The organism is Massilia sp. (assembly GCF_031995545.1).
In the GTDB taxonomy this organism is placed as follows: domain Bacteria; phylum Pseudomonadota; class Gammaproteobacteria; order Burkholderiales; family Burkholderiaceae_D; genus Telluria.
Genome location: NZ_DAMAGA010000051.1, coordinates 1 through 25,093, shown reverse-complemented (window position 1 = coordinate 25,093; position 25,093 = coordinate 1). Strand labels below are relative to the sequence as shown.

The following is a 25,093-nucleotide window of genomic DNA, read 5'->3' as shown; positions in this document are numbered from 1 at the left end:
GGGAAGAGGTGTTATGTCGCGACAAGGTGTTGGCCTGCAAATCGAGTAATTGCGGCAATGTAAGTCGCGGGGGAGGCGCTGTCAACGCCGTTCTGACGCCGGCGGCTCCAGGACGCCGGCGTGGCAGCACGAAGGTCAGGGCTTGCCGGGCACAGCCTGCGTCGCCGGCGGGGTCTTGAGGGCGTCCGGCAGGGTTTCGGCGATGCCGTCGCCGACCGCCTGGTCGGCTGGCGCCTGGCCGATATGGCGCGCGCTATCGGAATGCTGATCGAGGCTGACTTCCTCGGCGACGTCGAAACGGCCGTCTTCGGCGCCGTCCTCGCCCGGCAGCAGGTTGTCGGAACGGTTGTCCTGGCCGCCGCCGGCCACGGGTGACTGCGGCGCTTTCTGTTCGGCGCCCTGGCCGGTTTTCTGTTGGTTGGTATCGCTCATGCTGGTCTCCTGATGACGATTTGACATGGAGCGATTATGGCCCAGGCGCATGGCGCCGGGCGCACGCTTCGGGGCAGCCCTACAAGGGCAGCCTACTTCAGCGCTCCTCGCGTCCGCGCCCCTTGCGCGGCAGGTTCTTTTCCAGGATCGCCCAGATGATCAGGCCATAGGCCAGCAGGCGGATCAGGTAGTGCAGCGGCGAATCCTCGCCGCCGCCGGTCTGGGTCACCGCGTACACGCGATGCAGGCCCTCGATCGCGAACGACAGCGCGAAATACAGGAAGAAGCGGTCGCCGCTGCTACGCCAGAAGCGCACGAAGAACAGGGCGATGATCAGGGACGCCATGGCGATGGCGCCGGCCAGCAGGTGAGTCACAAGCCTACTCCTTCTCGTAGATCAGTCCGTACAGCAGCAGCAGGCAGGCGACCAGCGCGCTGCCCAGGCGCCAGGGCAGCAGGTCGACCTGGGTCGGGAAAATCACCTTGTCGAATATCAGCAGACAGTTATTCAGCGTCATGACCGCGAAACAGGCGCCGCTCCAGAACAGCAGGCGGTAGCGGGTGCGGCGGTAGCTGGCGAACAGCAGCCATGCACAGGCCAGCGAGGTCAGCATGCAGAGAGTGTAGATCAGTTCGCCCATATAGATGCGCCTCAGGCGTCCTTTCGCAGTCGGAACGCGTCGGCGAACTGCTGCGCCTTGCGGTCGAGGGAAGAGTGGATCAGGTGGGTGACGTCGACCAGCTGGCGCGCGTACACCTCGGCCAGCCGGTCGATGCGTTCGCGCAGCGCCTCGCCCGGCGCATAACAGCAGGGCGGCTGCGAAGCCGTTGGGTCCGCCTGCGGCTCGCAGCGGCGCGCCATGCCGGCGGTGCACAGGGCCTGGAGCAGGTCGGCGGCCACCCGCTCGCCGATATACAGACGGCCGGCCAGCATGGCGCCGTCCCACTGCCGGGCCGGATCGGCGCGCAGCAGCAGCAAGGCTTCCAGGAAGGGGACGGAAGGCACGCTGGTCAGGATGAACCGGCGCACGTCTTCCGGGATCGGCGGGTGGGTCACTTCTAGCTAGTTTCCCAAAAGGAAAGTCAAATTGAGAAGTCGGCAATTTTAAGCCATCGGGCCCGGTATTGCCGAGTCAATCGTGCGCGCTTATGCAAGAGCACGGCCTGGAATTTTTATGCTTGAGTAATCTCAAACAGCTAAAATGCCGGGTCTTCCAAAACTTGTCGTAAATCATGTTTCGTACACTGTTTCACCGCCTGGCCGTTGCCGGTGTCTTTATCGCGGCCAATCTGGCCGGCGTGGCGCAGGCCGCCAGTTGCCCGGTGCACTACCTGGACGGCCGTCCTCCCGAAATCCGCAACCAGAAGCTGAACGCCGCCACCCGCGAGCTGTGCTACGGCGTGTTCGGCGTGGTCCACTCCGGCGTCACGCGCACGCCCTTGTGGTCAGCCGAATACCTGCGCGCCGACAATCTCGACCGTGCGAAAGGACTGGACCGCGACGACAAGTTCCATCCGGAAGGCCGTCTGCCGCGCGGCCAGCGCGCCGAGCTGTCGGATTATTCGCGCAGCGGCTTCGACCGTGGCCACCTGGCGCCGAATGCCGACATGCCCGACCGCCGCACCCAGCGCGAAAGTTTTTCGCTGGCCAATATGGTCCCGCAAGACCGCGACCATAACCGCCACATCTGGGCTCCGATCGAGGGCGCGGTGCGGACCATGGCCAAGAAGGAGGGCTCGCTGTACGTGATCACCGGCCCGGCCTTCCTCGGCGCCAACCTCAAGAAAGTCGGCAACGTGATCGTGCCGAGCCACATGTACAAGGTGGTGTACAGTCCGCGCCAGAAGGCGGCAGCGGCCTGGTTCACCGAGAACCGCGGCGACGCCCCGATCAATGTGATCCCGGTTGCCGAGCTGGAGCGCATCGTTGGCATCGAGCTGCTGCCGTCGCTGACCCAGCAGCAGAAGGAGCGCATGCTGCGCCTGCCGAAGATCAAGCAGCGCAAGAACCGTTCGTAAAGAATCGCAGGAGCCATTATGAGCAAGAAGAAAGCAGGCAATTTCACTCCCTACGCCAACGAGGCGGACGTCATCGGCATCGGCAGTCTGATGCTGGAAAACCGGGTCGACCGCATCACCATCTCGGGCGACGTCGACCTCACCGCCGACAAGCCGGGCCTGGAGCAGGCGCGCCGTCTGCATGCAGTGCTGGGCGAGATCGTCGCCGCGCTGGAAGCGCAAGACCTGCCGGACCAGCTGCCGCCACCGAGCGTGCAGACGATCGCCAATCCCTTCGCCTGAAGGTGTCAGGCCGGCGACCCCGTCAGCGGATTAGCCGGCCAGATATTTCCTCAAACCTTGTGCACGATGTTTGAGCTGGCTCAAGCATTCGCCGTGCGCCGCCACCGCCGCCCACCGGCTCTGTACGCTCCCGTTTCCCCTGTCTGCGTGCGCTGTTTCACTCTCGCGAAACTGATTTCTTGTCAGTAGTCAATGGTGCGCGAGCCTGAACATTAATGTTGTAATCTAGTTCACGAAAGCGCTCCGATCGATGCGGCCTCCGGCCGCGTGCAGGCGCCAAACCATTTACTGGAGGAACGACCATGCAACATACCCTTGTAGCGGTGTTCGACAACCGCACCGACGCACAGAGCGCCATGAACGAACTGCTGTCGTCGGGCTTCACCCGCACCGACGTCCGCCTGTCGACCGGCGATGCCACAACCGACCTCAGCGGCAGCAGCAGCGACAGCGTCAGCGCCGCCCAGGCAGCCGACCTCGACCGCAGCGCCGACGGCGACACCGGCATCACCGCCAGCATCAAGAATTTCTTCTCCGACCTGTTCGGTTCGGACAATGCCGAGCACGCCAGCCGCTACGAAGGTGCCGTCAACCGCGGCAGCCACGTGCTGACCCTGACCGCCGACTCGCTGCCGGAAGTCGAGCGCGCCGCCGACATCGTCGAGCGCTACGGCCCGACCGACATCGACGAAACCTCGTCCGGCATGCCTGGCCTGGGCATGAGCGCAGGCGCCATGGGCCTGGGCGCTGGCCTGCAGCAATCGCAATCGATGTCGGCGCAGTCCGCCTCGACCCCATCGTCGGCCTCGTCTTCGCTGTCGGGCTCGTCGGGCTCGTCGAACCTGTCCTCGCCGTCGTCGGTGCAGGCCGGCTCGATTCCAGAACTGGACAACCCGGGCGATCGCAAGATCTTCCAGCAGCAATCGCTGAACCAGGCCGAGCCGATGGGCACGACCTACCAGGAGCCGCAAGGCAAGAGCGGCCTGACCGCAACCGGCGGCACCTCGCTGCAAGGCTCGACGCTGCAGGAAAACTCGGTCCAGGGCTCGTCGCTGGAAGGCACCCTGAACAGCGGCACCGGTCCGATGGCCGGCAGCGCGCTGGGCCAGGCTGCAGCGCCGGCCGGCGGCGCCTCGATGAGCGGCAACACCCTGGGCTCGCAGCAGCGCGACACCGCGCTGGGCGGCTCGGATACCACCGGCCTGGGCACCAGCGGCGTCTCGTCGTCGAACCTGGACAAGCAGCGCAGCGGCATGCGCATCTTCTCGCGCGACCGTAACGACGGCACCAGCACCGCATCGGGCTCGACCCTGGGTTCGACTTCGGGTTCGTCGCTCGGTTCGATCTCGGGTCCTTCCTCGGATTCGACCGGCACCTCGCTGAGCTCGACCGGCTCGACCCTGGGCTCGGCCTCGACCCCGGCATCGACCCCATCCTCGAACCCGACCTCGGGCCTGGCAGCGAGCTCGTCGACCGGCATGGGCATCGACGACGACAGCTACTACCGCCAGCACTTCGACAGCAACTACAGCGCGTCGGGCGCCAAGTACGACGACTACCTGCCGGCCTACAGCTACGGCAGCGAGTCGGCACGTAGCGACCGCTATACCAACCGCGCCTGGGACGACGTCGAAACCGACCTGCGCAGCGACTGGGAAACCCGTAACGCGTCGAGCGCCGACCAGTCGACCTGGGAAAAGATGAAGAACGCCGTGCGCGCCGGCTGGGACCGCATCACCGGTGACGACGACGATGACTACTATCGCAGCCACTACACCTCGAACTACGAGGGCAGCGGCGCCATGTACGACGACGTCAAGCCGGCCTATTCGTACGGCAGCGAAATGCGCAAGAGCGAGATGTACCGCAACCGTCCGTGGGACGACGTCGAGACCGATCTGCGTTCGGGCTGGGACAATCGCATCGACGGCCGCCGCGAATTCTCCACCACCGGCAGCGACAGCAGCGAACCGTCGACCTGGGACCGCGTCAAGAACGCCGTACGTCACGGCTGGGACAAGATGACGGACGACGACGACAACGACGCCTACTACCGCAACCACTACACCTCGACCTACGGCGCCACCGGCGAATCGTACGACGCCATCAAGCCGGCCTACGCCTACGGCGCCAGCATGGCACGCGACGACCAGTACCGCGGCCGCCAGTGGGACACCGTCGAAGCCGATCTGCGCAGCGACTGGGACACCCGCTACGGCGGCACCGGTGGCCAGTCGACCTGGGAAAAGATGAAGGCCGCCGTGCGTCATGGCTGGGATCGCATGACCAACGACGACGATGACGTCTACTACCGCAACCACTGGAATTCGGTGTATGGCGCGGGTGGCGAGTCGTATGATGCGTATCAGCCGGCCTACTCGTACGGCTCGACGATGGCGCGCGACGACAAGTATCGCGGCCGCCAGTGGAACGAGGTCGAGAACGACCTGCGCATGGATTGGGATACGCGCTATCCGGGCGAGCAGTCGACCTGGGAGAAGATGAAGTCGGCGGTGCGCGCGGGGTGGGATCGCATGATGCGCTGATCGCGAGCGATGTGTTGACAGCGGGACGCTGGCCGATGCGGCGTCCTGCTGGCCAGCCAGAGCATCTTCGTTAGCTCACAAAACGTCATCCCCGCGAAGGCGGGGACCCAAGTCCGTCGCATAGCCACTAGCGCTTGAAGCATGTGGTATGCGAGCAAAAACTTGGGTCCCCGCCTTCGCGGGGATGACGGTTTTTAAGCTGCAGAAAAACAGGTGGCGCTAACTCGATGAATGCAGCGCCACATGCTGTCTGTCCGCGCGTCCTACTGTGCAAACACCTGCGCCGCCGGCGTAATCTTCACCGCCTCCGGATTGATATTCAGCTTCATCGCCCCGATCGCCTTATCCTCATCCAGCAGCGACTGCGGCTTGTCCGCATCGTACTTGATGCCTGAAAACGCATCGCTCACCAGTGCGTCCTTGAACGCCGCCCCATCCTTGGTGATCACCACCACCGACAGGTTCTTCGCCGACAGGTGCCGCTTGATCGCCGCATTCACCTGCTCCACGCTCAGCTTCGACAGCGCATCGCGCATCATGGCGGTGAACTCCGGAATGCCATACCACTGCGAATCGAGCGCATAGCCCAGGCGCTGGTCCTGGGTCGCGGTCATCACGAACACGTTCTTCATCAGATAGTCGCGGGTGGTTTCGAAGTCTTCCTTGCTCAACCCGCCGTCCACCAGTTGGCCCAGCTCATGCAGCGCCACGCGCAGCGCGAAGTGGCCGTTCTGCGGCGCCACCGGGCGGATCCAGACTTCGAACAGCTGCGCCTTGCGGCCCAAATTAGGGTTCGGGAAGAACTGGAACATCCCGCGCGGGAAAGCTTCAATATAGGCATAGTCGCCGTAGTTCATGCCGCGTTCTTCGCGGATGCGCTGGTACAGGCGGGCGCTCGAGGCGCGGTGCTCGCCGAGCCAGGTCTTGGCGATCCATAAGGCGGCGAAGTCCGGGTGCTTGCGCGTGACCTCGAGCGGCAGGCCGAACGAGATCGCGGTGGCGCGCGTGTTCTTCTCGACGATTTCGACTTCCAGGCCGTTCGGCATGCGGCCACGCGGGACGGCGGTGGCAGCCAGGCCGGCGCCTTGCGGCAGGCGCGCCAGAGACTTCTGCAGCGAGGCGCTCATGGCGTCCGACACGTCGCCCGAGATGCCGACCCGCACCGCGCCCTGGGTATAGGCGCGGTGATAGAAGGCCTTGACGTCGTCCAGGGTGATGGCGTCGATGCCGGCCACGGTGCCCAGCACCGGATGGCCGTACGGGGTGCCGGCGAACACACTTGCTTGTAACCTTTCTTTGCCGAATTCCTCCTCGTTGTTGTCCTTCAGGTCCAGCACCAGGGCGTTGCGCTGGGCGTCCTTCAGGCGGCGGAAGTCTTCCTCGCGGAAGCCCGGGTCCACCAGCAGCGGCATGGCGATGCCGAGATACTCTTCCCAATTATCCTTGTGGATGGTGCCGGTAAAGGTGGTCATTTCCTTGTCGGTCTGCTCGGTGAAGCTGCCGGCGAGAGGGAACAGGGCCTTGGTCACCTCGTCGATCTTGCGCTCGCGCGAGCCGCTCGAGGCCACCATCGCCGCGGTCAGCGCCGCCAGGCCTTCCTTGCCTTGCGGGTCGTGCGCCGAACCGGCTCCGAACAGCAGCTTGAAGCGGATCTGCGGCAGCGCCGACTTCTGCACCAGCACGTCGAACTTGGCGTTCGACGCGGCAGGGGCGAACTGGGCCAGCTTCGGCAGCTTGTCGATGCCGCCCGGGAGCGCGTCATGCGACAGCGTGGTCACGATCAGGCTGTCGTCGACCAGGTATTTGCGCGCCGCGGCCTGCAGGTCGCCTGGCGTGAGGCTATCGACCACGCGGTAGTAGCGGTTCAGGGTGCCGTAGGAACGCTCGAAGTGCACGTACGACGCCAGGGTGGCGGCGATCGCTTCGGTATTGTCGAGCGAACGGATCAGGCCATATTTTTGCGCCGACTTGGCGTCGGCCAGCTCGCGCGCATCGACCGGCTCGTCGCGCAGCTTCGCCACCGTCTGCAGGATGGCGTCGCGTACGTACAGCGCCTCGGCCGGTTTCTTGACGCGCGCGATGATGGTGGCCAGGGTCGGATCGACCCGGTTCGGGGTCGAGTCCATCAGCTGGTCGACCTTCTGCTCGTCCTGCACCAGGCGCTTGTACAGCGGCGAGGTGCGCCCGAACGACAGCGAGAGCAACATCGACAGCGCCGCCTGTTCCTTCTGGTCGGCGATGAAGGACGGGGCACGGAAACCGACCGTCACCAGCGGCAGGGTCGGCGTCTGCCACGCCACGTGGCGGTACAGCGCGCCGCGCGGGGCCGGTTCGACCGGCACGTTGGACTTGAAGGTGCCGCGCTTCCACCCGGCCCAGTATTTCTCGACCAGCGCCACCGCCTTGGCCGGCTCGACGTCGCCGGCGATGATCACGGTGGTACGTTCGGGGCGGTACCAGCGGTCGAAGAACACCTTCGAATACTCGTACTGATTCGGCATATCCTCGATGTCCTTGAGGAAGCCCATCGTGGTGTGCTTGTAGGTGTGGGTGGTGTAGGCGGCCTCGCGCTGGGCCTCGAACAGCTTCGACATCGGGTTGGCGCTGTTCTTGTTGTACTCACCCAGCACGGCGCGCGACTCGGTCTTGAACGCCGCCACCGGATAGGCCAGGTGCTGGAAGCGGTCGGCCTCGACCTTCAGCACCGTTTCCAGGTCCTGCTTGGCGAAGGTGGTGTAGTAGTTGGTGAGGTCGTCGCTGGTATAGGCGTTCTGGCGCGCGCCGGCGCGGGTGATCACGTCCTGGTATTTCTCGGGCGGATACGTTGGGGTGCCGCGGAACATCATGTGCTCGAAGAAGTGGGCGAAGCCCGACTTGCCGGGCTCGACTTCATTGCGCGAACCGGTCTGCACCGGGATGTGCACCGAGACCAGGTTCGGGAAGCCGGTCGGCACCACGATCACCTTCAGGCCATTGGCCAGGGTTTTCTCGGTAGCCTTGAACGGCAGCACGTCGGCGTTGGCAGAGGTGGCGGCCGCGGTGGCAGCGGTCGCGGCGGCGGCCGGCGCGGCCGCCAGGAACAGCGCCGGAATCAGTGTCGCAAGCACGGTGCGCGACAGGATCGAGGTGAGCACAAATGTCTCCTTGGAAAATAAACCAGCGCGCAGCATAGTCGATTCGCCATGGAATGAACAGCGCCGGGCCTGCCCCGGACAGCAAGTGTTTACGCGGCTTCGCTCATCGGCAAACTGATGCGGTTGCGGCCCATGTGCTTGGCTCGATACAGGGCGGCATCGGCGATCGCGACCAGCTGGCTGGCGTCGTTGTCGGGCGCCGCCAGCGCGGTGGCGGCGCCGATCGACACCGTCACGTGGCCCGGCGCGAAGCGGCACGGCAGCTGCAGGTGCTCGACCCGGGCCCGGATCCGCTCGGCCACGATGGCAGCGCCCTTGAGCGACTGATTCGGCAGGATCACCGCGAACTCTTCGCCGCCGTAGCGCGCCACCAGGTCGTTGGCGCGCATCTCGCTGGCAACGGCGCGCGCCACGCGCTTGAGGCATTCGTCGCCGCCGAGGTGGCCATTGGTATCGTTATAGGCCTTGAAGTTGTCGACATCGACCATCAGCAACGACAGCGGCTGCTTCTGGCGCAGGGCGCGCGCCCATTCCGCACGCAGGGTGTCGTCGAAGCAGCGCCGGTTGGCCAGCCCGGTCAGGCCGTCGCGGGTAGCCAGTTGTTCGAGTGCGGCCTGGGCCATCTTTTCGTCGGTCAGGTCGCGCAGGGTTTCCACCACCGCAGAGATGCGGCCGCGGGCGTCGAAGATCGGGCTGGCGTCGGCCGCCAGGTAGCGCCGCTTGCCGGCACGCGGCATGTCGCACCAGCTTTCCAGTGTCAGGCCGTTCGTCGGCGCGTCCGGTCCGCTGTCGGCGTCGAACATGGCATCGAGGATGGTGTCGCCGGCGCGCGGTGGCATCGCGCAGATACCGGCACCGGGGGCAGCGTCGCGCCGTCCCTGCAGCACCAGGTCGGCCAGGGTCGGCCGCTCCTGGTCATAGAAACTGCGCCAGTGTTCGCGCGTGCCGAGCACTTCCGCCGCGGCGACGCCGGTTAGGCGTTCGCAGGCGCGGTTCCAGATCGCGACCCGCGCATCCGTGTCGAGCACGAACACGGGTACCGACAGGCTTTCCATCAGCTGGCCGACAAAGGCGACGTCGTGGATCAGGGCGGAGCCTGCGCCGGACATGACGATACTGCTGCCGTGGCCGTTCGTTGCGCCGGCGCCGATTGTGTCGGGACTGATCATGAGCCATCCTCTGCGTTCGCTGGCGGCAGCTTGATTGCTGCCGACAGGAAACGATTCTGCTACCGGCGCAGAGACGGGCTATTGATCTATAACAAAACGATTCCGGCTGTGGCGGGCGGCAGACAGGGCGTCTTCCGATGCCGGAGAGGGAGGTGATTACGTCATGGGGACTGTCTCGGGCTCGAGCCGCGCCGGCAGCGTCAGCGACCAGTGAGTCGGCCGGCCCGGTGCTGCGGCAAGGCGCAGGACGCCACCCAGGGCACGGACTTGGGCGGCCAGCGTTTCCGGCAGCGGTGCCGGCGTCCGCGCGTGGTCGTCCGGTGCGCCGGCCTGGATATCGAGCGCCAGCGTGCGCGCACCTTCGTTCAGGCGCACGTGCAGGTCGGCGCTGCCGTTGCGGCCGGCGTTCGCGGCCAGCACTTCCTGCAGCACCTGGAACAGCGCCAGCCGCGCGGCGCGCCCGACCGGCATGGCGGCCGGATCAACGCCGGCCTCGAAGCGGTAGCGCACGCCGTGCGACTGGGCATGCTCGACGAGGCAGCGCTCCAGGGCGTGGCGCAGACTGTCGGCGCCCCCCGGTGCCGGCCGCGCGCGGTCCTGCCGGCGCACCAGGCGGCACAGCAGGTCGTCGCTGGCGGCCAGGGCTTGCTCAGATTGCTGGCGTGCCTCGCGTTCGGCGGCCAGCAAGCGCTCCAGCGCGCGGTTGCGCTCGCCAACCACAACGCCACGGCGCAGGCCGACGTAGGCCAGCACTAGGGCCGCCAGCGTCAGTGCCAGGCTTGCAGCAAGTTCGGCGCCGCTGCCGGGGGTTGCCGCCAACGCGTCAGTGGCGGGCAGGGCAACCAGCAATATGGGTGTCTTGGTCATGGCATCCTTCTTACTAAGTTCGGAACATTCCTGTAAGAATTTATCTGCCATGCGCTGTAGGAATATTGTCTATGGTCAATATCCAGATTGGGTGTCGCATCCGCCGGATTCCTACAGCCGGCCAAGCGGCAGCTGCGCCGCTGCCCCCGGCGCGCTATAATGGAAGGTTGACGAGAGGTTTACCGTGACTTACAGCATTAAAGAGATCTTCTATACCCTGCAGGGCGAAGGCGCCCATGCAGGCCGCCCGGCCGTATTCTGCCGCTTTTCCGGCTGCAATCTGTGGACCGGCCGCGAAGCCGACCGGGCGACGTCGGTGTGCCAGTTTTGCGACACCGATTTCGTCGGCACCGACGGCGAACGCGGCGGTAAGTTCAAGGAAGCGGCCGCGCTGGCGGCGGAAATCGACGGCCTGTGGCCGACCACGCACACGGCCAGCAAATACGTTGTGTTCACCGGCGGCGAACCGTTGCTGCAGCTCGACGCCGCACTGATCGAGGCCATGCACGTGCGCGGCTTCACCATCGCCATCGAAACCAACGGTACTCTGCCGGTGCCGCCGGGCGTGGACTGGATTTGCGTCAGCCCGAAGATGGGTTCGCAGCTGGTGGTGGAGAAGGGCAGCGAAATCAAGGTCGTGATCCCGCAGCTGGGCCAGGACCTGGCCGCCTACGAAGGCCTCGACTTCGAGCACTTCTTCGTGCAGCCGATGGACGGCCCGCTAACCGCGCACAATACCCGCCTGGCGATCGAAACCTGCCGCCAGAACCCCAAGTGGAAACTCAGCTTGCAAACGCACAAGCTGCTCCAGATTCCTTAAATTCGCACGACCCGATAGGCTTTAACGTTCCATGCTGACCATTACCCGCAAACTTGAATTCGATGCCGGCCACCGGATTCCCGACCACAAGAGCCAGTGCCGCAACCTGCACGGCCACCGCTACACCCTCGAGATCACCCTGACGGGCGACGTGATCGATGCCGACGGCAATTCCGACAACGGCATGATCATGGACTTCTCGGACGTCAAGGCGCTGGCCAAGGAACATCTGGTCGATGTCTGGGACCACGCTTTCCTGGTCTACGAAAAGGACGACAAGGTGCGCGAGTTCCTGGCCTCGCTGCCGGGCCACAAGACCGTGGTGATCGATTGCATCCCGACCGTGGAGAACCTGGCGCGGGTGGCCTTCGGCATCCTCAAGACCGTGTTCACCGACCGCTTCGGCACCGGCCTGCGCCTGCACAAGCTGGTGCTGCACGAAACCCCGAACTGCTGGGCCGAGATCACCGATGTGTGACCAGGCCGCGGCCGGCGTTTCGACGCCGCCTGACGCAGTAACCGGGACCGTGAGCGACGCCGAACGCTTCATGGGCCTGGCGCTGGACCAGGCCCGGCTCGCATGGGAGCGCGGCGAAGTCCCGGTTGGCGCGGTGGTGGTCAAGGATGGTGAAGTCATCGCCACCGGCTTCAACCAGCCGATCGGCGGCCACGACCCGACCGCCCACGCCGAGATCGTCGCGCTGCGCGCCGCCGCCGAAAAGCTGGGCAACTACCGGCTGCCCGGCTGCGAGCTGTATGTGACGCTCGAGCCCTGCATCATGTGCTCGGGCGCGATGATGCATGCGCGCCTGGCGCGCGTGGTGTACGCCGCCCTTGACCCCAAGACCGGCGCCTGCGGCTCGGTCGTCAACCTGTTCGACGAACAGAAACTGAATCACCACACCGCGGTCACCGGCGGCGTGCTGGCGGGTGAAGCGAGCCTGATGCTCAAGGCCTTTTTCGCCGAACGCCGCGCTGCCGCACGCAAGGCGCCGCAGACTCCGGCTCTGTAATTACGCCGCCGCGTAAGCGCGCGCATCGACCGGCACGTGCAGGGTAAACGTGGTGCCGCTCGTTTCGCCGCTATCGACCGCCATTGCCCCGCCATGGCTCTCGGCGACGCTGCGTACGTACGGCAGGCCCAGGTTCCAGCCCTTGAACGCGATTTCCTCGGCATGCACCGGCGGATCGAACAGGCGCGCCATGTCCTCGCCGGCGATCGCCGGGCCGTGGTTGTGGATCGAGAGTCCCATCTGCTCCCCGTCGCGCGTCACCCGCACCGTGATCGGCCCCGAACGCTTGCCGTGCTTGCGCGCCCGCGTCACCAGGTTTTCCAGCGCCCGCTTCATCGCCGCGCGGCACCAGTGACCGTCGATGCGTTCGCCGATGATGCTCACCGGCTGGCCGACCAGCGGCAGGTCGACGCAGACTTCTTCCACCAGCGCCATGATGTCGAACGCCGAGATCTGCAGCTTGAGCCCCTTGCCGCCATGCTGCACGGCGGCGTCCTGCAGGGTCTGGATCAGGGCATCGACGTCGGCGATCTTCTTGACGATGCGCCCCGCCAGGCCGGCCACGCCGGGGTCTTCGGATTTCAGGCCGATCAGCTGGGCGGTGGCGCTGGCCACGCTCAGCGGGTTGCGCAGGTCGTGTGCGAAGCCCGAAATGCAGGCGCCGCTGATGCCGGGATCGGCAGGCGGGCGCAGTGCGGCCGCGGCCAGCAGCCAGGCGTCGAAGCGGACGCCGACCAGTTCCACGTCGCGCGCGGACAGGGACTGGTGCGCCATCAGGGCCGTGAACAAGGTGGCGCGCAGCGATTGCAACTCAAGCGTCAGCGCGTGCGTGTCGTGACGGCCCGGAGGCAGCAGTGGCGCGAGGCCGGCAGCGCGGGCAGGGGTATTGCCGGCGAGTGCCGCCGCCACCTCATCGAGCAGGGCGGGGGCGGCCTGCGCCATCAGCGGGCCGTCCGGCCTGCCTACGCGCGCGGTCCACTGCGTCAGCACGCTTGCGCGCTGGAGGGCAAGCGTGTCGGCGAGCGTGCTGGAAGAAAACCGGCGCTCGCCTGCTTCGGTGGTATCCATGGTTGTCCCTATCAAGGCGGCGCCGGTCCCGGGCGGTGCCGCTCAGCCAGCCAACAAGTTACCTGAAATGCGGTAACCGGCGAGCACTGCTGAAGAAAAAAAATCCCCGGCGCAGCACTTGCACGCACCTGCGCGCACGATGCGCCGCACCCGCGTCGATGATGTTATGCTGGTTACAAGCTGCTCTACGCAGCGCAGCGCACGCTAATTGCCGACCTGCCGTCATGCCTACCCTTCACGCCAATGGACTGCGCCTCGCCTTCGACACTGCGGGCGACCCCAAAGCCACACCGCTGCTGCTGATCCACGGTCTCGGCATGCAACTGACCAATTGGCCCGACGAATTCGTCGAAGGCCTGGTCGAACTGGGCTTCTACGTCATTCGTTTCGACCACCGCGATTGCGGATTGTCCACCAAGTTCGACCAGGCGGGCGTGCCGAATCTGGGCGTGGCGCGCCTCAAGTCGGCCGTCGGCTGGCGCCTGCGGCCGAGCTACCGCCTGGAAGACATGGCCGAGGATGCGCTGGGGGTACTGTCGGCGCTCGGCGTGGCGCGCGCCCACGTGGTCGGGGTCTCGGCCCTGGGCGGCATGGTGGCGCAGCTGCTGGCGGCGCGCCATCCGCAGCGGGTATCGAGCCTGACCGCGATCATGTCCACCAGCGGCCGCCGCGGGTTGCCGGGTCCGTTGCCGTCGGTGCGCAAGATCCTCGCTGCAAAGCCCGCCAATCCGCTCGACCTCGACAGCGTGATCGAACATACGGTGAACCTGCTGCGCGGGCTCGGCAGCCCGTCGTACCCGACGCCCGACAAGCAATTGCGCCGCCGGGTGGCGCGTTCCGTGCGGCGCAGCCATTGTCCCGGCGGCGAAGCGCGCCAGATGCTGGCGCTGCTGGCCGCCGGCGACAGCAGCAGCACGCTGGCCGCGATCTCCGCGCCGACGCTGGTGATCCATGGTGCGGCCGATCCGCTGGTGCCGCCAGCCTGCGGCGAAGACATTGCCGCACGCATTCCACACGCGCGCCTGGAGCTGATCGAAGGCATGGGCCACGACCTGCCGCCGCAATTGGTCGAGCGGCTGCTTGCCTTGATCGACTCCCATGCCCGGGGTAAGATGTTGCCAGATTCCACACCCCGGCTTTTCGTCAAACAGTGATCCTATCCAAGACCGAGGCACCCGGCGCACACCGCGTCGTGAACCGTATCGGCGTGGCCATCGTGGCCCCGTCCGGCTGCACGCAAGACCCGTCGGCGGTCGAGCGCGCGGTAAGCCGGCTCGAAAGCCAGGGCTGCCTGGTACGCAACCACTACGACCACAGCTGCATCCACCTGCGTTTCGGCGGCTCGGATGAGGGCCGGCTGGCGCAGCTGAAGGCTGCCATCGACGACCCAGAGGTGCAATTGATCATCGCTTTGCGCGGCGGCTACGGCATCACGCGGCTGCTGCCGCAGGTCGATTTCGAGGCGCTCGCCGCCAGCGGCAAGATCCTGGTCGGCTTTTCGGACGTCACCGCCTTGCACATGGGCCTGATGGCGAAGACCGGCGCCGGCAGCTATGCCGGGCCAATGATCGCGGGCGACTTCGGCGCGCTCGAGCTTGACCCATTCACGCTCGACGACTTCTGGCGCTGCCTGGCCGGCCCGACCCACACGATCGCCGAGACGGCGAGCGGCAACCCGTCGCTCGACCTGCACGGCACGGTATGGGGCGGCAATCTGGCGATGCTGGTCTCGCTGCTCGGCACGCCATACTTCCCGCGCATCGAGGGCGGCATCCTGTTCGTCGAAGACATCGCCGAACACCCGTTCCGGGTCGAACGCATGCTGCTGCAGCTGCACCAGGCCGGCGTCCTGGCCCGCCAGCGCGCGCTGGTGCTGGGCGACTTTTCCGGCTATCGGCTCGGCTCCCAGGACAACGGTTACGATTTCGACGCCATGCTGGCCTACCTGCGCGCCACGCTGCCGCTGCCGGTGCTGACCGGTTTGACCTTTGGCCACGGCCCGCACCGGGTGACGATTCCGTTCGGCGCCCGGGGCCATCTGGTGTCGGGAGGGGATGGTTTTACGCTGACCCTGAGCGACTATCCGACCCTGCGCTGCGCCTGAATACCGGACATTGCGGCCGTCACGGCAAACCGCTCATCCCTGCCTGCGGCCAATCATTCGCGCCATAGTGGATGCAATGGTAAAATAGCCGGTTAATCAAATACGCTTTTTGGGGTTCATACAAGTGCTATCCACAGCCAACATCACGATGCAATTCGGCGCCAAGCCGCTGTTCGAGAATATTTCCGTCAAATTCGGCGACGGCAACCGCTATGGCCTGATCGGCGCGAACGGCTGCGGCAAGTCGACCTTCATGAAGATCCTGGGCGGCGACCTCGAACCTTCGGCCGGCAACGTCAGCCTGGATCCGGGCGAGCGCCTGGGTAAGCTGCGCCAGGACCAGTTCGCCTATGAAGACGTGCGCGTGCTGGACGTGGTCATGATGGGCCACACCGAACTGTGGAACGCGATCGCCGAGCGCGACGCCATCTACAACAACCCGGAAGCGACCGACGACGACTACATGCGCGCCGCCGAACTGGAAGGCAAAGTGGCCGAATACGACGGCTACTCGGCCGAAGCGCGCGCCGGCGAACTGCTGCTGGGCCTGGAAATCGGCACCGACCTGCACCAGGGTCCGATGAGCGCCGTGGCGCCGGGCTGGAAGCTGCGCGTGCTGCTGGCCCAGGCCCTGTTCTCGAACCCGGACATCCTGCTGCTCGACGAACCGACCAACAACCTGGACATCAACACGATCCGCTGGCTGGAAAACATGCTCAACGAGCGTAACTCCACCATGATCATCATTTCCCACGATCGCCACTTCCTGAACCAAGTGTGCACCCACGTGGCCGACATGGACTACGGCACCCTGAAGGTGTATCCGGGTAATTACGACGACTACATGCTGGCCTCGACCCAGGCACGCAACCAGCAGCTGGCCAACAACGCCAAGGCCAAGGAAAAAGTGGCCGAACTGCAGGACTTCGTGCGCCGCTTCTCGGCCAACAAGTCCAAGGCCCGCCAGGCGACCTCGCGCGCCAAGCAGATCGACAAGATCAAGATCGAAGAGTTCAAGCCATCCTCGCGCGCCTATCCGTTCGTGCGCTTCGAAGGCGAGAAGAAGCTGCACCGCCTGGCGGTGGAAGCCGAGAACATCTCGAAGGCCTACGAGCGCCAGCTGTTCAAGAACTTCTCCATCATGGTCGAGGCCGGCGAGCGGGTGGCGATCATCGGCGCCAACGGTGCCGGCAAGACCACGCTGCTGCGCTCGATCGGCGGCGACCTGTGCGGCCTGCAGCCGGACAGCGGCCGCGTCAAGTGGGCCGAGAACGCCAATCCGGGCTACATGCCGCAGGATCCGACCGAGGAATTCGCGCTCGACGACAACCTGACCGACTGGATGGGCAAGTGGACGCAGGAAGGCGACGACGACCAGGCGGTACGCTCGATCCTGGGCCGCCTGCTGTTCGGCGGCGACGAAGTCAAGAAGTCGGTGCGTGTGCTGTCGGGTGGCGAGAAGGGCCGCATGATGTACGGCAAGCTGATGCTGGGCCGCCACAACGTGCTGCTGCTGGACGAGCCGACCAACCACATGGACATGGAATCGATCGAGTCGCTGAACATCGCGCTGGATAAATACGCCGGCACCCTGATCTTCGTCTCGCACGACCGTGAGTTCGTGTCGTCGCTGGCGACCCGCGTGATCGAGATCCGTGAACACGACGTGGTCGATTTCCAGGGCACGTATGAGGAATACCTGAAGAGCCAGGGTATCGACTGATTTTCAGGCTAGTGAGACAACGCTGCGGCTTGTTCTCGTTAGCCAATGCACGTCATTCCCGCGCAGGCGGGAACCCAGGTTTGCTCGCGCAACCAGCAACGTCGAACGTCGCCGCAGTGCTGACAACACTTGGGTTCCCGCCTGCGCGGGAATGACGTGCGTAGTACAGTAGTCTCAGCAGCTTCCAACACTGAGCCAGCTTTTCCCGGAGACAAAGAACGCGTATGAATACCGCCACGAGCGCCGTACCGATCAAAACCTACGAATACGACCGGCCCCAGGCCGGCATGGCCTGCACCGCCGAAGCCTGGGCGCGCGTACCGAGCGCCCCGGAACTGGCCGAACGCGCCGAACTGAAAGACCGCATCCGCCGCCTGCTCAAGGAACGCGAAGCGGTGCTGGTTGCCCACTATTACGTGGACGGCGACCTGCAAGACCTGGCCGAGGAAACCGGCGGCTGCGTCTCCGACTCGCTCGAGATGGCGCGCTTCGGGCGCGATCATCCGGCCAAGACCCTGGTGGTGGCCGGCGTGCGCTTCATGGGCGAAACCGCCAAGATCCTCAGTCCCGAAAAAACCATCCTGATGCCGGACCTGGACGCGACCTGTTCGCTCGACCTGGGCTGCCCGGCCGACGAATTCGCCGCCTTCTGCGACCAGCATCCGGACCGCACCGTCGTGGTCTACGCCAACACCAGTGCCGCCGTGAAGGCGCGCGCCGACTGGATGGTGACTTCGTCGATCGGCCTCGACATCGTGGCCGAGCTGCATGCGCAGGGCAAGAAGATCCTGTGGGCGCCCGACCGTCACCTGGGTTCCTACATCCAGGCCAAGACCGGCGCCGACATGCTGCTGTGGCAGGGCTCGTGCCTGGTCCACGACGAGTTCAAGGGCATTGAGCTCGATCTGCTGAAGGCGGAATATCCGCTGGCCAAGGTGCTAGTGCACCCGGAGTCGCCGGCCAACGTGGTGGCCCAGGCCGATGCGGTCGGCTCGACGACCCAGCTGATCAACGCGGCCCAGACCATGGACGCGACCCATTTCATCGTCGCCACCGACAACGGCATCCTGCACAAGATGCGCGCAGCTGCTCCCGGCAAGACCTTCATCGAAGCGCCGACTGCCGGCAACAGCGCCACGTGCAAGAGCTGCGCGCACTGCCCGTGGATGGCGATGAACGGCCTGCGCAACCTGGCCGCGGTGCTGGAAAACGGCAACAACGAGATCCACGTCGATCCCGAGACCGGCATCAAGGCCAAGCGCGCCATCGACCGCATGCTCGACTTCGCCGCCGCCAAGCGCGCCAAGGCGCTGCCGACCGGCAAACTGGAAAACAATGCCCCGATGTTCTCGGGAGTAGGCCCGGCATGAGCACCTCATTGACCACATTACGTAATCCCCACGCCCAGTTCGATGAGAAGCTGCAGGCCGCCTTCGAGCAAAACATCCTGGCCGCGCTGCTGGAAGACGTCGGCAGCGGCGACCTGACCGGCAAGCTGGTGCCGGGCGACACGCGCGTCACCGCACGCGTGATCGTGCGCGAAGCGGCCGTGCTGTGCGGCGCGCCGTGGTTCGAAGGCGTGATGCTGGCGATCGACCAGGACACCGAGATCGAGTGGCACTATGCCGAAGGCGACGTCATGACGGCCGACAGCACGGTCTGCACCATCGCCGCCAATCCGCGTTCGCTGCTCACCGCCGAGCGCGGCGCGCTGAACTTCATGCAGCTGCTGTCGGGCGTGGCCACGGCCACCCGGCGCTATGTCGATGTGGTGGCCGGCACGAATGCCGCCATCCTCGACACGCGCAAGACGCTGCCCGGCCTGCGCCTGGCGCAGAAGTACGCGGTGCGCGTCGGCGGTGGCAAGAACCAGCGGCTGGCGCTGTATGACGGCATCCTGATCAAGGAAAACCATATCGCTGCGGCGGGCGGCGTGACGCCGGCGCTGCAGGCAGCCGCCGCGCTGGACGCCGGCGTGCCGGTGCAGATCGAAGTCGAAACCATCGCCCAGCTCGAGGAAGCGCTGGCGGCCGGTGTCAAGTCGGTGCTGCTGGATAACTTCAATCTGGACATGATGCGCGAAGCGGTGCGGGTCAACGCCGGCCGCGCGCTGCTGGAAGCGTCCGGCGGCATCAATATGGACACCGTCCGTGCGATCGCCGAAACCGGCGTCGACCGCATTTCGATCGGCAGCCTGACCAAGGACATCCGGGCGACCGACTATTCGCTGCGGATCGTCTGAGCGGCCGAATCCGGCAGCTGTACCGCGGGCGCCCCGGCGGCGCCGATCTTCACTTTTCCTTCTGCATATCCATGATGACTTCCAAGCTCCAGCGTTCCCTCGGTTCCCGCCTTCTCTGGCTCGGCTTCGGCCTGCTGCTCGGCGTACCTCAGGTGCTGGACGGCATCAAATACAATATGAACGGCGAGCTGTTCTTCGGCATCGGCATGCTGCTGGTCGGCGTGCGCGGCTTCCTGCGTCCCGTCGTGCTGGGACGCGCACTGGCGATGAAGCGCGATGACGCCGCCGCCGAATCGTCGATCGGCTCGACCGCACTGCACGGCGCGCTGTCGCTGGCGATGGCCGCCGCTCTGATTGCCGGCCTGGCGATCAAGTTCAACGGCGGTTGATTTCAGACTCCGCTCTCGCTGGCCCGCGCCAGCGCCTCCGCGCGGGGGTTGTGCAGCGCCGGCGCCACGCCGGCCTGGGTCGCAATGGCGTCGATCGCCGCCAGCACTTTCTCCGGATGGGCATGGTGCAGCATGTGGCCAACGCCCGGCTCCAGTCCCAGTTCGCTGTTTTTCGACCATCCTTGCAACCGTTCGTGCAGGCGCTCGGCGTTATGGGTGCAATCCGCCACCGCGTCGCGCGTACCGGCCAGCACCCGCACCGGCACTTTCAGGCGCGCATAGCGCCGCGCCATGGCCAGTGCCGACGGCACCATCAACGCCGCTTCGGCCGCGCTGGCGCGTAATTGAGATGGACGCAGCGCCATCCAGGCCGGCATCGCCCGGTAGCTGGCGGGGATCTTCTGCGGCGTGAACGCGCGCTTGAGCGTGGCGCGCCACAGCAATCGTCCGGCGATCGGCGCCACCGTGTAGCGCATCAGGTCGCCCACCACGGGCAGCGCCGGCGGCGAACTCAGCGCCACATCGAGCCGCGGGCTCGGGTAGTAATAGCCCGACACCAGCACCAGACCACGCACGAAGTGCGGCACCCGCAGGCCCATTGCCAGCGCCACCAGCGTGCCCCAGGAATGGCCGAGCACGATCGCATTGTCCACGCCGAGCGCCTGCAGCGCATGGTGCAGCAAACGCGCCTGGTTGTCCGGCGTCCACATGGTGTCGCGCGGCCGCTCGCTATAGCCGAAGCCGGGGCGGTCGAAAGCGATCACCCGGTAGTGCCCGGCCGCGCTGTCGATCAGGCCGCTAATCTCGAAGTCGCGCGAATACGTGCCGTTGCCGTGCAGAAGTACCAGGGTCGGGCCTTCGCCGCGTTCCAGGTAGTGCAGGCGCACCCCGTCCACGGTGACGAACTTGCCCTGCGGTGGATTGTCGCGCTCGGCCTGGCGGGTCTTGGCGCGCACGAACAGGTAAGAGGCCAGCAGACCGAGGCCGGCCAGCGCCGCACCGGCGGCGAGACCCGGCCGGGCACGCGGACCGGTTGCAATGCATTCGTATGCTCTGTTCACAATGTTCCCCTATGATCGAGTAGATCAGGCGGCAGCACCAGCTGCCGCTCGTCGGTATCCAACAATTGCGCCACCAGTGGCAGCAGTTGCTCGCTCGAGGCTTCCAGCTTCAGCGCGAGCAGGTCGTCAGCCCGGGTGCGTCCCAGGTTCACGGCGGCGATCGGCTTGCCGGCGGCCTGGGCCATGCGACAGAAGCGAAAACCGGAATACACCATCAGCGACGAACCCACCACCAGCAGGGCGTCGGCCGCTTCCATCTGGGCCAGCGCACAGGCGGTGCGCGCCGGCGGCACGTTGTCGCCGAAGAAGACCACGTCCGGCATCAGGGTGCCGCCGCAGTGCACACAGGTCGGCAGCACGAAGTTGGCCAATACCTCGCTCAGGGTATCGGTGTCGAGCGCGGCGTCGCCGTCCGGCAGCGGACGCGCCATGGTCTCGTTCAGCTCGGGATTGGCTTGCTGGAGCTGGGTCTGGATGAAAGCGCGCGGAAAGCGGGCGTCGCAGGCAAGGCAGGCGACGTGGTGGATATTGCCGTGCAGTTCGAGCACGGCATGGCTGCCGGCCTGCTGGTGCAGGCCATCGACGTTCTGGGTCAGCAGAAAGCCAAGCTTGCCGGCTTTTTCTAGCGCGGCCAGCGCACGATGGCCCGCGTTGGGGCGAGCGCGCGACAATACCGGCCAGCCGACCATGCTGCGCGCCCAGTAGCGGCGCTGGATGGCGGCATCGCGCCTAAATTCCGGCCCCTGGATCGGTAGCCGGCCACGGCGCACGCCGTCACGGTCGCGGTAGTCGGGAATGCCGGATGCGGTCGATAGCCCGGCGCCGGTCAGTACCAGGGTGCGTGAATGACGCGCCAGGAATCCGGCCAACTCGTCTGCCGCTCTGTCTGCCGGCGCTTCCGCATGCTCAACAATGCTGAATGCTTCTGCCATGCTGCGAGGTCCTCCATGCATGGGATCGTAGCATTCCTGCTGCGGTGAGCGATACACGATAGGCCGGTCAGGCCGGCCAGGCGGCAATCAGCGCGCCGACACCGCGATGCCGCCCACGATCATGGCAAACGCCAGCGCATGGTACAGGTGCGGCGCCTCGCCCAGGAAGGTGGACGACAGCAGCGCCGTGAACAGCGGGGTCAGGTTGATGAAGAACGAGCCCAGCGTCGGACCGGCGCGCTGCACGCCCGCGCCCCAGCAGCGCATCGCCAGGATCGCCGGCCCGATCGCGACATACAGCAACGCCGCCAGCAATGGCCAGCTCCAGGTGATGGACACATCCTTCAATGCCCATTCGCCGCCGGCCAGCACACCTGACCACAGCACGCCATACGCCACCTGCGCCAGCAGGAAGGCAGCCCAGTCCGCACGCAAGGCCGGCACGTCCTTCTGCTGCATCAGGAGCCAGCTGTAGAACGACCAGGCGATGGTCGCCAGGATCATGTACAGGTCGCCCGCCACCAGCCGCAGCGCCGCCAGCTGCGCCAGGTCGCCGCGGCACAAGACCACCAGCACACCGGCGATCGACAGCACCGCGCCCATCACCTGGCGCCGCCGCACCGGGACGTTGAAGAACAGCCGCCCGACCAGCAGCATCCACACCGGCACCCCGGAAGCGACCAGGGTGACATTGATTGGCGATGAAGTCTGCAGCGCCAGGTATTGCAGCGAGTTGTACAGGCCCACGCCCAGCAGGCCGAGCAGGCTGTAGCGCTTCCAGTTGCTGAGTATCCCGCTGCCGTCGCGCAGCGCGGCGCGGCCGAGCGGCACCAGGATCGCCAGCGCGATGCTCCAGCGGATCAGGTTCAGCGTCATCGGCGGCACGGCATCGCGCACCAGGCGGCCGACCACCGCATTGCCGGCCCACAGGATTGGCGGCACGGTGAGCAGGAGGGCGGTGGACGGGTTGAGGGAGTGGCGTTGCATGGGATTGAGCAAAATAAGACGCGGCGCACGATGGCGCCGCGTGGTGAAGGAGTCGACGAACGGAAAATCAGCGCCGGCGCGGCGTCAGCACGCTCGGCAGCGCCTTGGGCAGCGTATCCGGGAAGTCGCGCGAATAATGCAGACCGCGGCTTTCGTGGCGTGACAGTGCGCTCTTGACGATCAGGTTGGCTACCTCGACCAGGTTGCGCAGTTCGAGCAGGTCGGGCGTGATACGGAAGTTGCGGTAGTACTCGTCGATCTCTTCCTTGAGCAGCTTGATGCGGTGCTGGGCACGCTCCAGGCGCTTGGTGGTACGCACGATGCCGACATAATTCCACATGAAGCGGCGCAGCTCGTCCCAGTTGTGGGCGATCACCACTTCTTCGTCGGCATTGGTGACGCGGCTTTCGTCCCATGCCGGCAAGGCCGGGTTTTCGACCGGCAGCGCCGTGGCGATATGGCGTGCACAGGCTTGTCCGACCACCACGCATTCGAGCAGCGAGTTGCTGGCCAGGCGATTCGCACCGTGCAGTCCGGTGCAGGCAGTTTCGCCCACCGCATACAGGCCGGGAATATCGGTGCGGCCGGCCAGGTCGGTGACGATGCCGCCGCAGGTAAAGTGCACCGCCGGCACCACGGGAATCGGTTCCTGGGTGATGTCGATGCCCAGTTCCAGGCAGCGCGCATAAATGGTCGGGAAGTGTTCCTTGAGGAATTCCGGATCCTGGTGGCTGATGTCCAGGTGCACGTAGTCGAGCCCGCGCTTCTTCATTTCGAAGTCGATGGCGCGCGCCACCACGTCGCGCGGGGCCAGTTCGCCGCGCTCGTCGTGGGCCGGCATGAAGCGGGTATTCGCCGCCACTCCGGCTTCCGGTGGCAACTTGAGGACGCCGCCTTCGCCGCGGATCGCCTCGGTGATCAGGAACGACTTCGCATACGGGTGGTACAGGCAGGTCGGATGGAACTGCATGAATTCCATGTTCGACACCCGGCAGCCCGCGCGCCAGGCCAGTGCGATGCCGTCGCCGGTAGCGGTGTCGGGATTGGTGGTGTACAGATAGACCTTGCCGGCGCCGCCGGTGGCCAGCACGGTATGCTCCGCCTCGAAGGTGAGCACGTCCCCGTTCCTGACGTCCTGCACGTACAGGCCGTAGCAGCGCGGCTGGCCGACCAGGGTCGGGGCGCCACCATGCACGCCCTTGCCGGTGAGCTTGTCGGAAGTGATGACGTCGATCGCCACATGGTGCTCGAACAGGGCGATGTTCGGATGGGCGCGCACCTTCTGTTCGAGGGTCACCTGCACCGCATGGCCGGTAGCGTCGGCGGCGTGGATGATGCGGCGCTGGCTATGGCCGCCTTCACGCGTCAGGTGAAAGCCGAGTTCTGCCGTCGCATCGCGGGTAAAGGGCACGCCTTGTTCGATCAGCCATTCGATCGCTTCGCGGCCGTGCTCGACGATGTAGCGGGTCGCGGCTTCGTCGCACAGGCCGGCGCCGGCGACCAGGGTATCGGCGATATGCTGGTCGTGACTGTCGCCCGAATCCAGCACGGCGGCAATGCCGCCCTGGGCCCAGTTGCTCGCCCCGTCCAGCAGCTCGCGCTTGGAAATGATCGCGACCTTGCGCGTTTGCGCCAGATGCAGTGCAACTGACAGGCCGGCCAGACCGCTGCCGACGATAGCGACGTCAAATTTCATGGCAATGTCATATTTGTAAAGAGGCATCACTATAGTCGATTTGGCTGCCTCCGGCGAGCGGACTGATGAGCTGACCGGCCAGGCTCGATGCGTTGGCGCTGCCATCCTCTTCAGTGTACCCGGCGCAGGAGAGGGCGGTCGGGCCCTCCCGCCAGCGTCCGCTGCGTTCGGCCGCGCACCGAAAGCACCCGGCATCGCAGGCTAGCATAAGGCTTTACTCATCTATCAAGGATTCGTCATGCTCCCAGACCGCAATCATGTCGCCGCCCTGAGCGACCGTATCGGCTCGATGCGCTTTGCCATGTTCACCTTCCGCGACGCACACGACCACCTGGTCAGCCAGCCGATGACCAAGCAGGAACTCGACGACCAGGGCGGCATCTGGTTCTTCGTCAATTCGACCACCGACCTGTGGGAAAGCATCGCCCACCAGCCGGAAGTCAATGTCAGCTTCGCCGATAACGACGACAGCACCTACGTGTCCATCAGCGGCACCGCCGAGCGGGTGGTCGACCGCGCCCAGATCGAGCGGCTGTGGAATCCGATGGTCCAGGCCTGGTTCCCGGCCGGCCCGCAAGACCAGCATGCTGTGCTGGTGCGCGTGGTGCC

General features: G+C 65.7%; 25 protein-coding genes. 13 read left to right on the top strand and 12 right to left on the bottom strand.

Going from position 1 to position 25,093, the window contains the following annotated elements; translation table 11 throughout:
* Positions 1 to 135: 135 nt before the first annotated feature.
* From RTQ83_RS22475 to RTQ83_RS22460, 4 genes are all read right to left on the bottom strand, one after another.
* Positions 136 to 432 (bottom strand): hypothetical protein, encoded by a 297-nt coding sequence (locus RTQ83_RS22475; protein WP_312519719.1) that lies wholly within the window; start codon positions 430 to 432, stop codon positions 136 to 138.
* Between the two features lie 97 nt (positions 433 to 529).
* Complete coding sequence (locus RTQ83_RS22470) at positions 530 to 808, bottom strand: DUF5985 family protein (RefSeq protein WP_312519717.1); 279 nt, start codon at positions 806 to 808, stop codon at positions 530 to 532.
* A gap of 4 nt (positions 809 to 812) precedes the next feature.
* Positions 813 to 1,073 (bottom strand): DUF5985 family protein, encoded by a 261-nt coding sequence (locus tag RTQ83_RS22465; RefSeq protein WP_312519715.1) that lies wholly within the window; start codon positions 1,071 to 1,073, stop codon positions 813 to 815.
* 11 nt (positions 1,074 to 1,084) lie between these two features.
* On the bottom strand, positions 1,085 to 1,489 hold the full coding sequence (locus RTQ83_RS22460; RefSeq protein WP_312519712.1) for a hypothetical protein: 405 nt from the start codon (positions 1,487 to 1,489) through the stop codon (positions 1,085 to 1,087).
* A 176-nt stretch (positions 1,490 to 1,665) separates the two neighbouring features.
* Here RTQ83_RS22460 and RTQ83_RS22455 point away from each other — a divergent pair, with 176 nt between their 5' ends.
* The 3 genes from RTQ83_RS22455 (at position 1,666) to RTQ83_RS22445 (ending at position 5,279) form a co-directional block, all read left to right on the top strand.
* Positions 1,666 to 2,451: a DNA/RNA non-specific endonuclease gene (locus tag RTQ83_RS22455; protein WP_312519709.1), complete on the top strand. Its 786-nt coding sequence runs from the start codon at positions 1,666 to 1,668 to the stop codon at positions 2,449 to 2,451.
* An 18-nt stretch (positions 2,452 to 2,469) separates the two neighbouring features.
* Positions 2,470 to 2,733 carry a hypothetical protein gene (locus RTQ83_RS22450; RefSeq protein WP_312519707.1) on the top strand — a complete coding sequence of 88 codons (264 nt, stop codon included), beginning with the start codon at positions 2,470 to 2,472 and terminating at the stop codon, positions 2,731 to 2,733.
* Positions 2,734 to 3,035: 302 nt separating this feature from the next.
* Entirely contained in the window at positions 3,036 to 5,279 is a 2,244-nt protein-coding gene (locus RTQ83_RS22445; RefSeq protein ID WP_312519705.1) for a hypothetical protein, read from the top strand.
* Between the two features lie 263 nt (positions 5,280 to 5,542).
* Here RTQ83_RS22445 and RTQ83_RS22440 read toward each other — a convergent pair whose 3' ends face one another.
* The 3 genes from RTQ83_RS22440 to RTQ83_RS22430 all read right to left on the bottom strand — a co-directional run bounded on the left by RTQ83_RS22440 (position 5,543) and on the right by RTQ83_RS22430 (position 10,449).
* Complete coding sequence (locus RTQ83_RS22440; RefSeq protein WP_312519703.1) at positions 5,543 to 8,413, bottom strand: pitrilysin family protein; 2,871 nt, start codon at positions 8,411 to 8,413, stop codon at positions 5,543 to 5,545.
* A gap of 89 nt (positions 8,414 to 8,502) precedes the next feature.
* Positions 8,503 to 9,522 carry a diguanylate cyclase gene (locus RTQ83_RS22435; RefSeq protein ID WP_312519725.1) on the bottom strand — a complete coding sequence of 340 codons (1,020 nt, stop codon included), beginning with the start codon at positions 9,520 to 9,522 and terminating at the stop codon, positions 8,503 to 8,505.
* 216 nt (positions 9,523 to 9,738) lie between these two features.
* On the bottom strand, positions 9,739 to 10,449 hold the full coding sequence (locus RTQ83_RS22430) for a hypothetical protein (RefSeq protein ID WP_312519701.1): 711 nt from the start codon (positions 10,447 to 10,449) through the stop codon (positions 9,739 to 9,741).
* A gap of 184 nt (positions 10,450 to 10,633) precedes the next feature.
* On the opposite strand from RTQ83_RS22430, the gene queE reads away from it, so the two are divergent.
* The 3 genes from queE to tadA are packed head-to-tail and all read left to right on the top strand — an operon-like array spanning position 10,634 to position 12,282.
* A complete protein-coding gene (gene queE / locus RTQ83_RS22425; RefSeq protein WP_312519698.1) occupies positions 10,634 to 11,269 on the top strand; it encodes a 7-carboxy-7-deazaguanine synthase in 636 nt (211 codons plus the stop codon).
* Positions 11,270 to 11,300: 31 nt separating this feature from the next.
* A complete protein-coding gene (gene queD / locus RTQ83_RS22420; RefSeq protein WP_312519696.1) occupies positions 11,301 to 11,747 on the top strand; it encodes a 6-carboxytetrahydropterin synthase QueD in 447 nt (148 codons plus the stop codon).
* Positions 11,740 to 12,282, top strand: a complete 543-nt coding sequence (gene tadA / locus RTQ83_RS22415; protein WP_312519693.1) for a tRNA adenosine(34) deaminase TadA — start codon at positions 11,740 to 11,742, stop codon at positions 12,280 to 12,282. Before queD ends, tadA begins: the two co-directional genes overlap by 8 nt.
* Here tadA and RTQ83_RS22410 read toward each other — a convergent pair whose 3' ends face one another.
* Positions 12,283 to 13,350, bottom strand: coding sequence for a HAMP domain-containing sensor histidine kinase (locus RTQ83_RS22410; RefSeq protein WP_312519690.1), 1,068 nt, complete (start codon positions 13,348 to 13,350; stop codon positions 12,283 to 12,285).
* 224 nt (positions 13,351 to 13,574) lie between these two features.
* On the opposite strand from RTQ83_RS22410, the gene RTQ83_RS22405 reads away from it, so the two are divergent.
* The 6 genes from RTQ83_RS22405 to RTQ83_RS22380 all read left to right on the top strand — a co-directional run bounded on the left by RTQ83_RS22405 (position 13,575) and on the right by RTQ83_RS22380 (position 19,808).
* Positions 13,575 to 14,504 (top strand): alpha/beta hydrolase, encoded by a 930-nt coding sequence (locus RTQ83_RS22405; protein WP_312519687.1) that lies wholly within the window; start codon positions 13,575 to 13,577, stop codon positions 14,502 to 14,504.
* A gap of 38 nt (positions 14,505 to 14,542) precedes the next feature.
* A complete protein-coding gene (gene ldcA / locus RTQ83_RS22400) occupies positions 14,543 to 15,454 on the top strand; it encodes a muramoyltetrapeptide carboxypeptidase (RefSeq protein WP_312519684.1) in 912 nt (303 codons plus the stop codon).
* Positions 15,455 to 15,578: 124 nt separating this feature from the next.
* Positions 15,579 to 17,177: an ABC-F family ATPase gene (locus RTQ83_RS22395; RefSeq protein WP_312519682.1), complete on the top strand. Its 1,599-nt coding sequence runs from the start codon at positions 15,579 to 15,581 to the stop codon at positions 17,175 to 17,177.
* A gap of 224 nt (positions 17,178 to 17,401) precedes the next feature.
* Positions 17,402 to 18,547 carry a quinolinate synthase NadA gene (gene nadA, locus RTQ83_RS22390; protein WP_312519679.1) on the top strand — a complete coding sequence of 382 codons (1,146 nt, stop codon included), beginning with the start codon at positions 17,402 to 17,404 and terminating at the stop codon, positions 18,545 to 18,547.
* An 8-nt stretch (positions 18,548 to 18,555) separates the two neighbouring features.
* Positions 18,556 to 19,419 (top strand): carboxylating nicotinate-nucleotide diphosphorylase, encoded by an 864-nt coding sequence (gene nadC, locus RTQ83_RS22385; protein ID WP_312519722.1) that lies wholly within the window; start codon positions 18,556 to 18,558, stop codon positions 19,417 to 19,419.
* Positions 19,420 to 19,490: 71 nt separating this feature from the next.
* On the top strand, positions 19,491 to 19,808 hold the full coding sequence (locus RTQ83_RS22380) for a hypothetical protein (protein WP_312519677.1): 318 nt from the start codon (positions 19,491 to 19,493) through the stop codon (positions 19,806 to 19,808).
* Positions 19,809 to 19,810: 2 nt separating this feature from the next.
* Here RTQ83_RS22380 and RTQ83_RS22375 read toward each other — a convergent pair whose 3' ends face one another.
* The 4 genes from RTQ83_RS22375 to nadB all read right to left on the bottom strand — a co-directional run bounded on the left by RTQ83_RS22375 (position 19,811) and on the right by nadB (position 24,484).
* Positions 19,811 to 20,869, bottom strand: coding sequence for an alpha/beta hydrolase (locus tag RTQ83_RS22375; protein ID WP_312519674.1), 1,059 nt, complete (start codon positions 20,867 to 20,869; stop codon positions 19,811 to 19,813).
* The gene (locus RTQ83_RS22370) at positions 20,866 to 21,801 is read right to left on the bottom strand and encodes an NAD-dependent protein deacetylase (protein WP_312519671.1); all 936 of its coding nucleotides are present in this window, start codon (positions 21,799 to 21,801) and stop codon (positions 20,866 to 20,868) included. The genes RTQ83_RS22375 and RTQ83_RS22370 overlap by 4 nt, the downstream gene beginning before the upstream one ends.
* An 87-nt stretch (positions 21,802 to 21,888) precedes the next feature.
* Positions 21,889 to 22,788 (bottom strand): DMT family transporter, encoded by a 900-nt coding sequence (locus RTQ83_RS22365; RefSeq protein ID WP_312519668.1) that lies wholly within the window; start codon positions 22,786 to 22,788, stop codon positions 21,889 to 21,891.
* 67 nt (positions 22,789 to 22,855) lie between these two features.
* The gene (gene nadB / locus RTQ83_RS22360) at positions 22,856 to 24,484 is read right to left on the bottom strand and encodes an L-aspartate oxidase (protein WP_312519665.1); all 1,629 of its coding nucleotides are present in this window, start codon (positions 24,482 to 24,484) and stop codon (positions 22,856 to 22,858) included.
* A gap of 238 nt (positions 24,485 to 24,722) precedes the next feature.
* Between nadB and RTQ83_RS22355 the strand changes: the two genes are divergently transcribed.
* Positions 24,723 to 25,093, top strand: a 371-nt coding sequence (locus RTQ83_RS22355; protein WP_312519663.1) for a pyridoxamine 5'-phosphate oxidase family protein, incomplete at its 3' end; no start/stop codon positions are given.

Coding starts and splice junctions, on each gene's coding strand:
- RTQ83_RS22475 (WP_312519719.1), bottom strand. CDS start 432: ATGAGCGATACCAACCAACAGAAAACCGGCCAGGGCGCCGAACAGAAA.
- RTQ83_RS22465 (WP_312519715.1), bottom strand. CDS start 1,073: ATGGGCGAACTGATCTACACTCTCTGCATGCTGACCTCGCTGGCCTGT.
- RTQ83_RS22455 (WP_312519709.1), top strand. CDS start 1,666: ATGTTTCGTACACTGTTTCACCGCCTGGCCGTTGCCGGTGTCTTTATC.
- RTQ83_RS22450 (WP_312519707.1), top strand. CDS start 2,470: ATGAGCAAGAAGAAAGCAGGCAATTTCACTCCCTACGCCAACGAGGCG.
- RTQ83_RS22445 (WP_312519705.1), top strand. CDS start 3,036: ATGCAACATACCCTTGTAGCGGTGTTCGACAACCGCACCGACGCACAG.
- RTQ83_RS22435 (WP_312519725.1), bottom strand. CDS start 9,522: ATGTCCGGCGCAGGCTCCGCCCTGATCCACGACGTCGCCTTTGTCGGC.
- RTQ83_RS22430 (WP_312519701.1), bottom strand. CDS start 10,449: ATGACCAAGACACCCATATTGCTGGTTGCCCTGCCCGCCACTGACGCG.
- queD (WP_312519696.1), top strand. CDS start 11,301: ATGCTGACCATTACCCGCAAACTTGAATTCGATGCCGGCCACCGGATT.
- tadA (WP_312519693.1), top strand. CDS start 11,740: ATGTGTGACCAGGCCGCGGCCGGCGTTTCGACGCCGCCTGACGCAGTA.
- RTQ83_RS22410 (WP_312519690.1), bottom strand. CDS start 13,350: ATGGATACCACCGAAGCAGGCGAGCGCCGGTTTTCTTCCAGCACGCTC.
- RTQ83_RS22405 (WP_312519687.1), top strand. CDS start 13,575: ATGCCTACCCTTCACGCCAATGGACTGCGCCTCGCCTTCGACACTGCG.
- nadA (WP_312519679.1), top strand. CDS start 17,402: ATGAATACCGCCACGAGCGCCGTACCGATCAAAACCTACGAATACGAC.
- RTQ83_RS22380 (WP_312519677.1), top strand. CDS start 19,491: ATGATGACTTCCAAGCTCCAGCGTTCCCTCGGTTCCCGCCTTCTCTGG.
- RTQ83_RS22370 (WP_312519671.1), bottom strand. CDS start 21,801: ATGGCAGAAGCATTCAGCATTGTTGAGCATGCGGAAGCGCCGGCAGAC.
- RTQ83_RS22365 (WP_312519668.1), bottom strand. CDS start 22,788: ATGCAACGCCACTCCCTCAACCCGTCCACCGCCCTCCTGCTCACCGTG.
- nadB (WP_312519665.1), bottom strand. CDS start 24,484: ATGAAATTTGACGTCGCTATCGTCGGCAGCGGTCTGGCCGGCCTGTCA.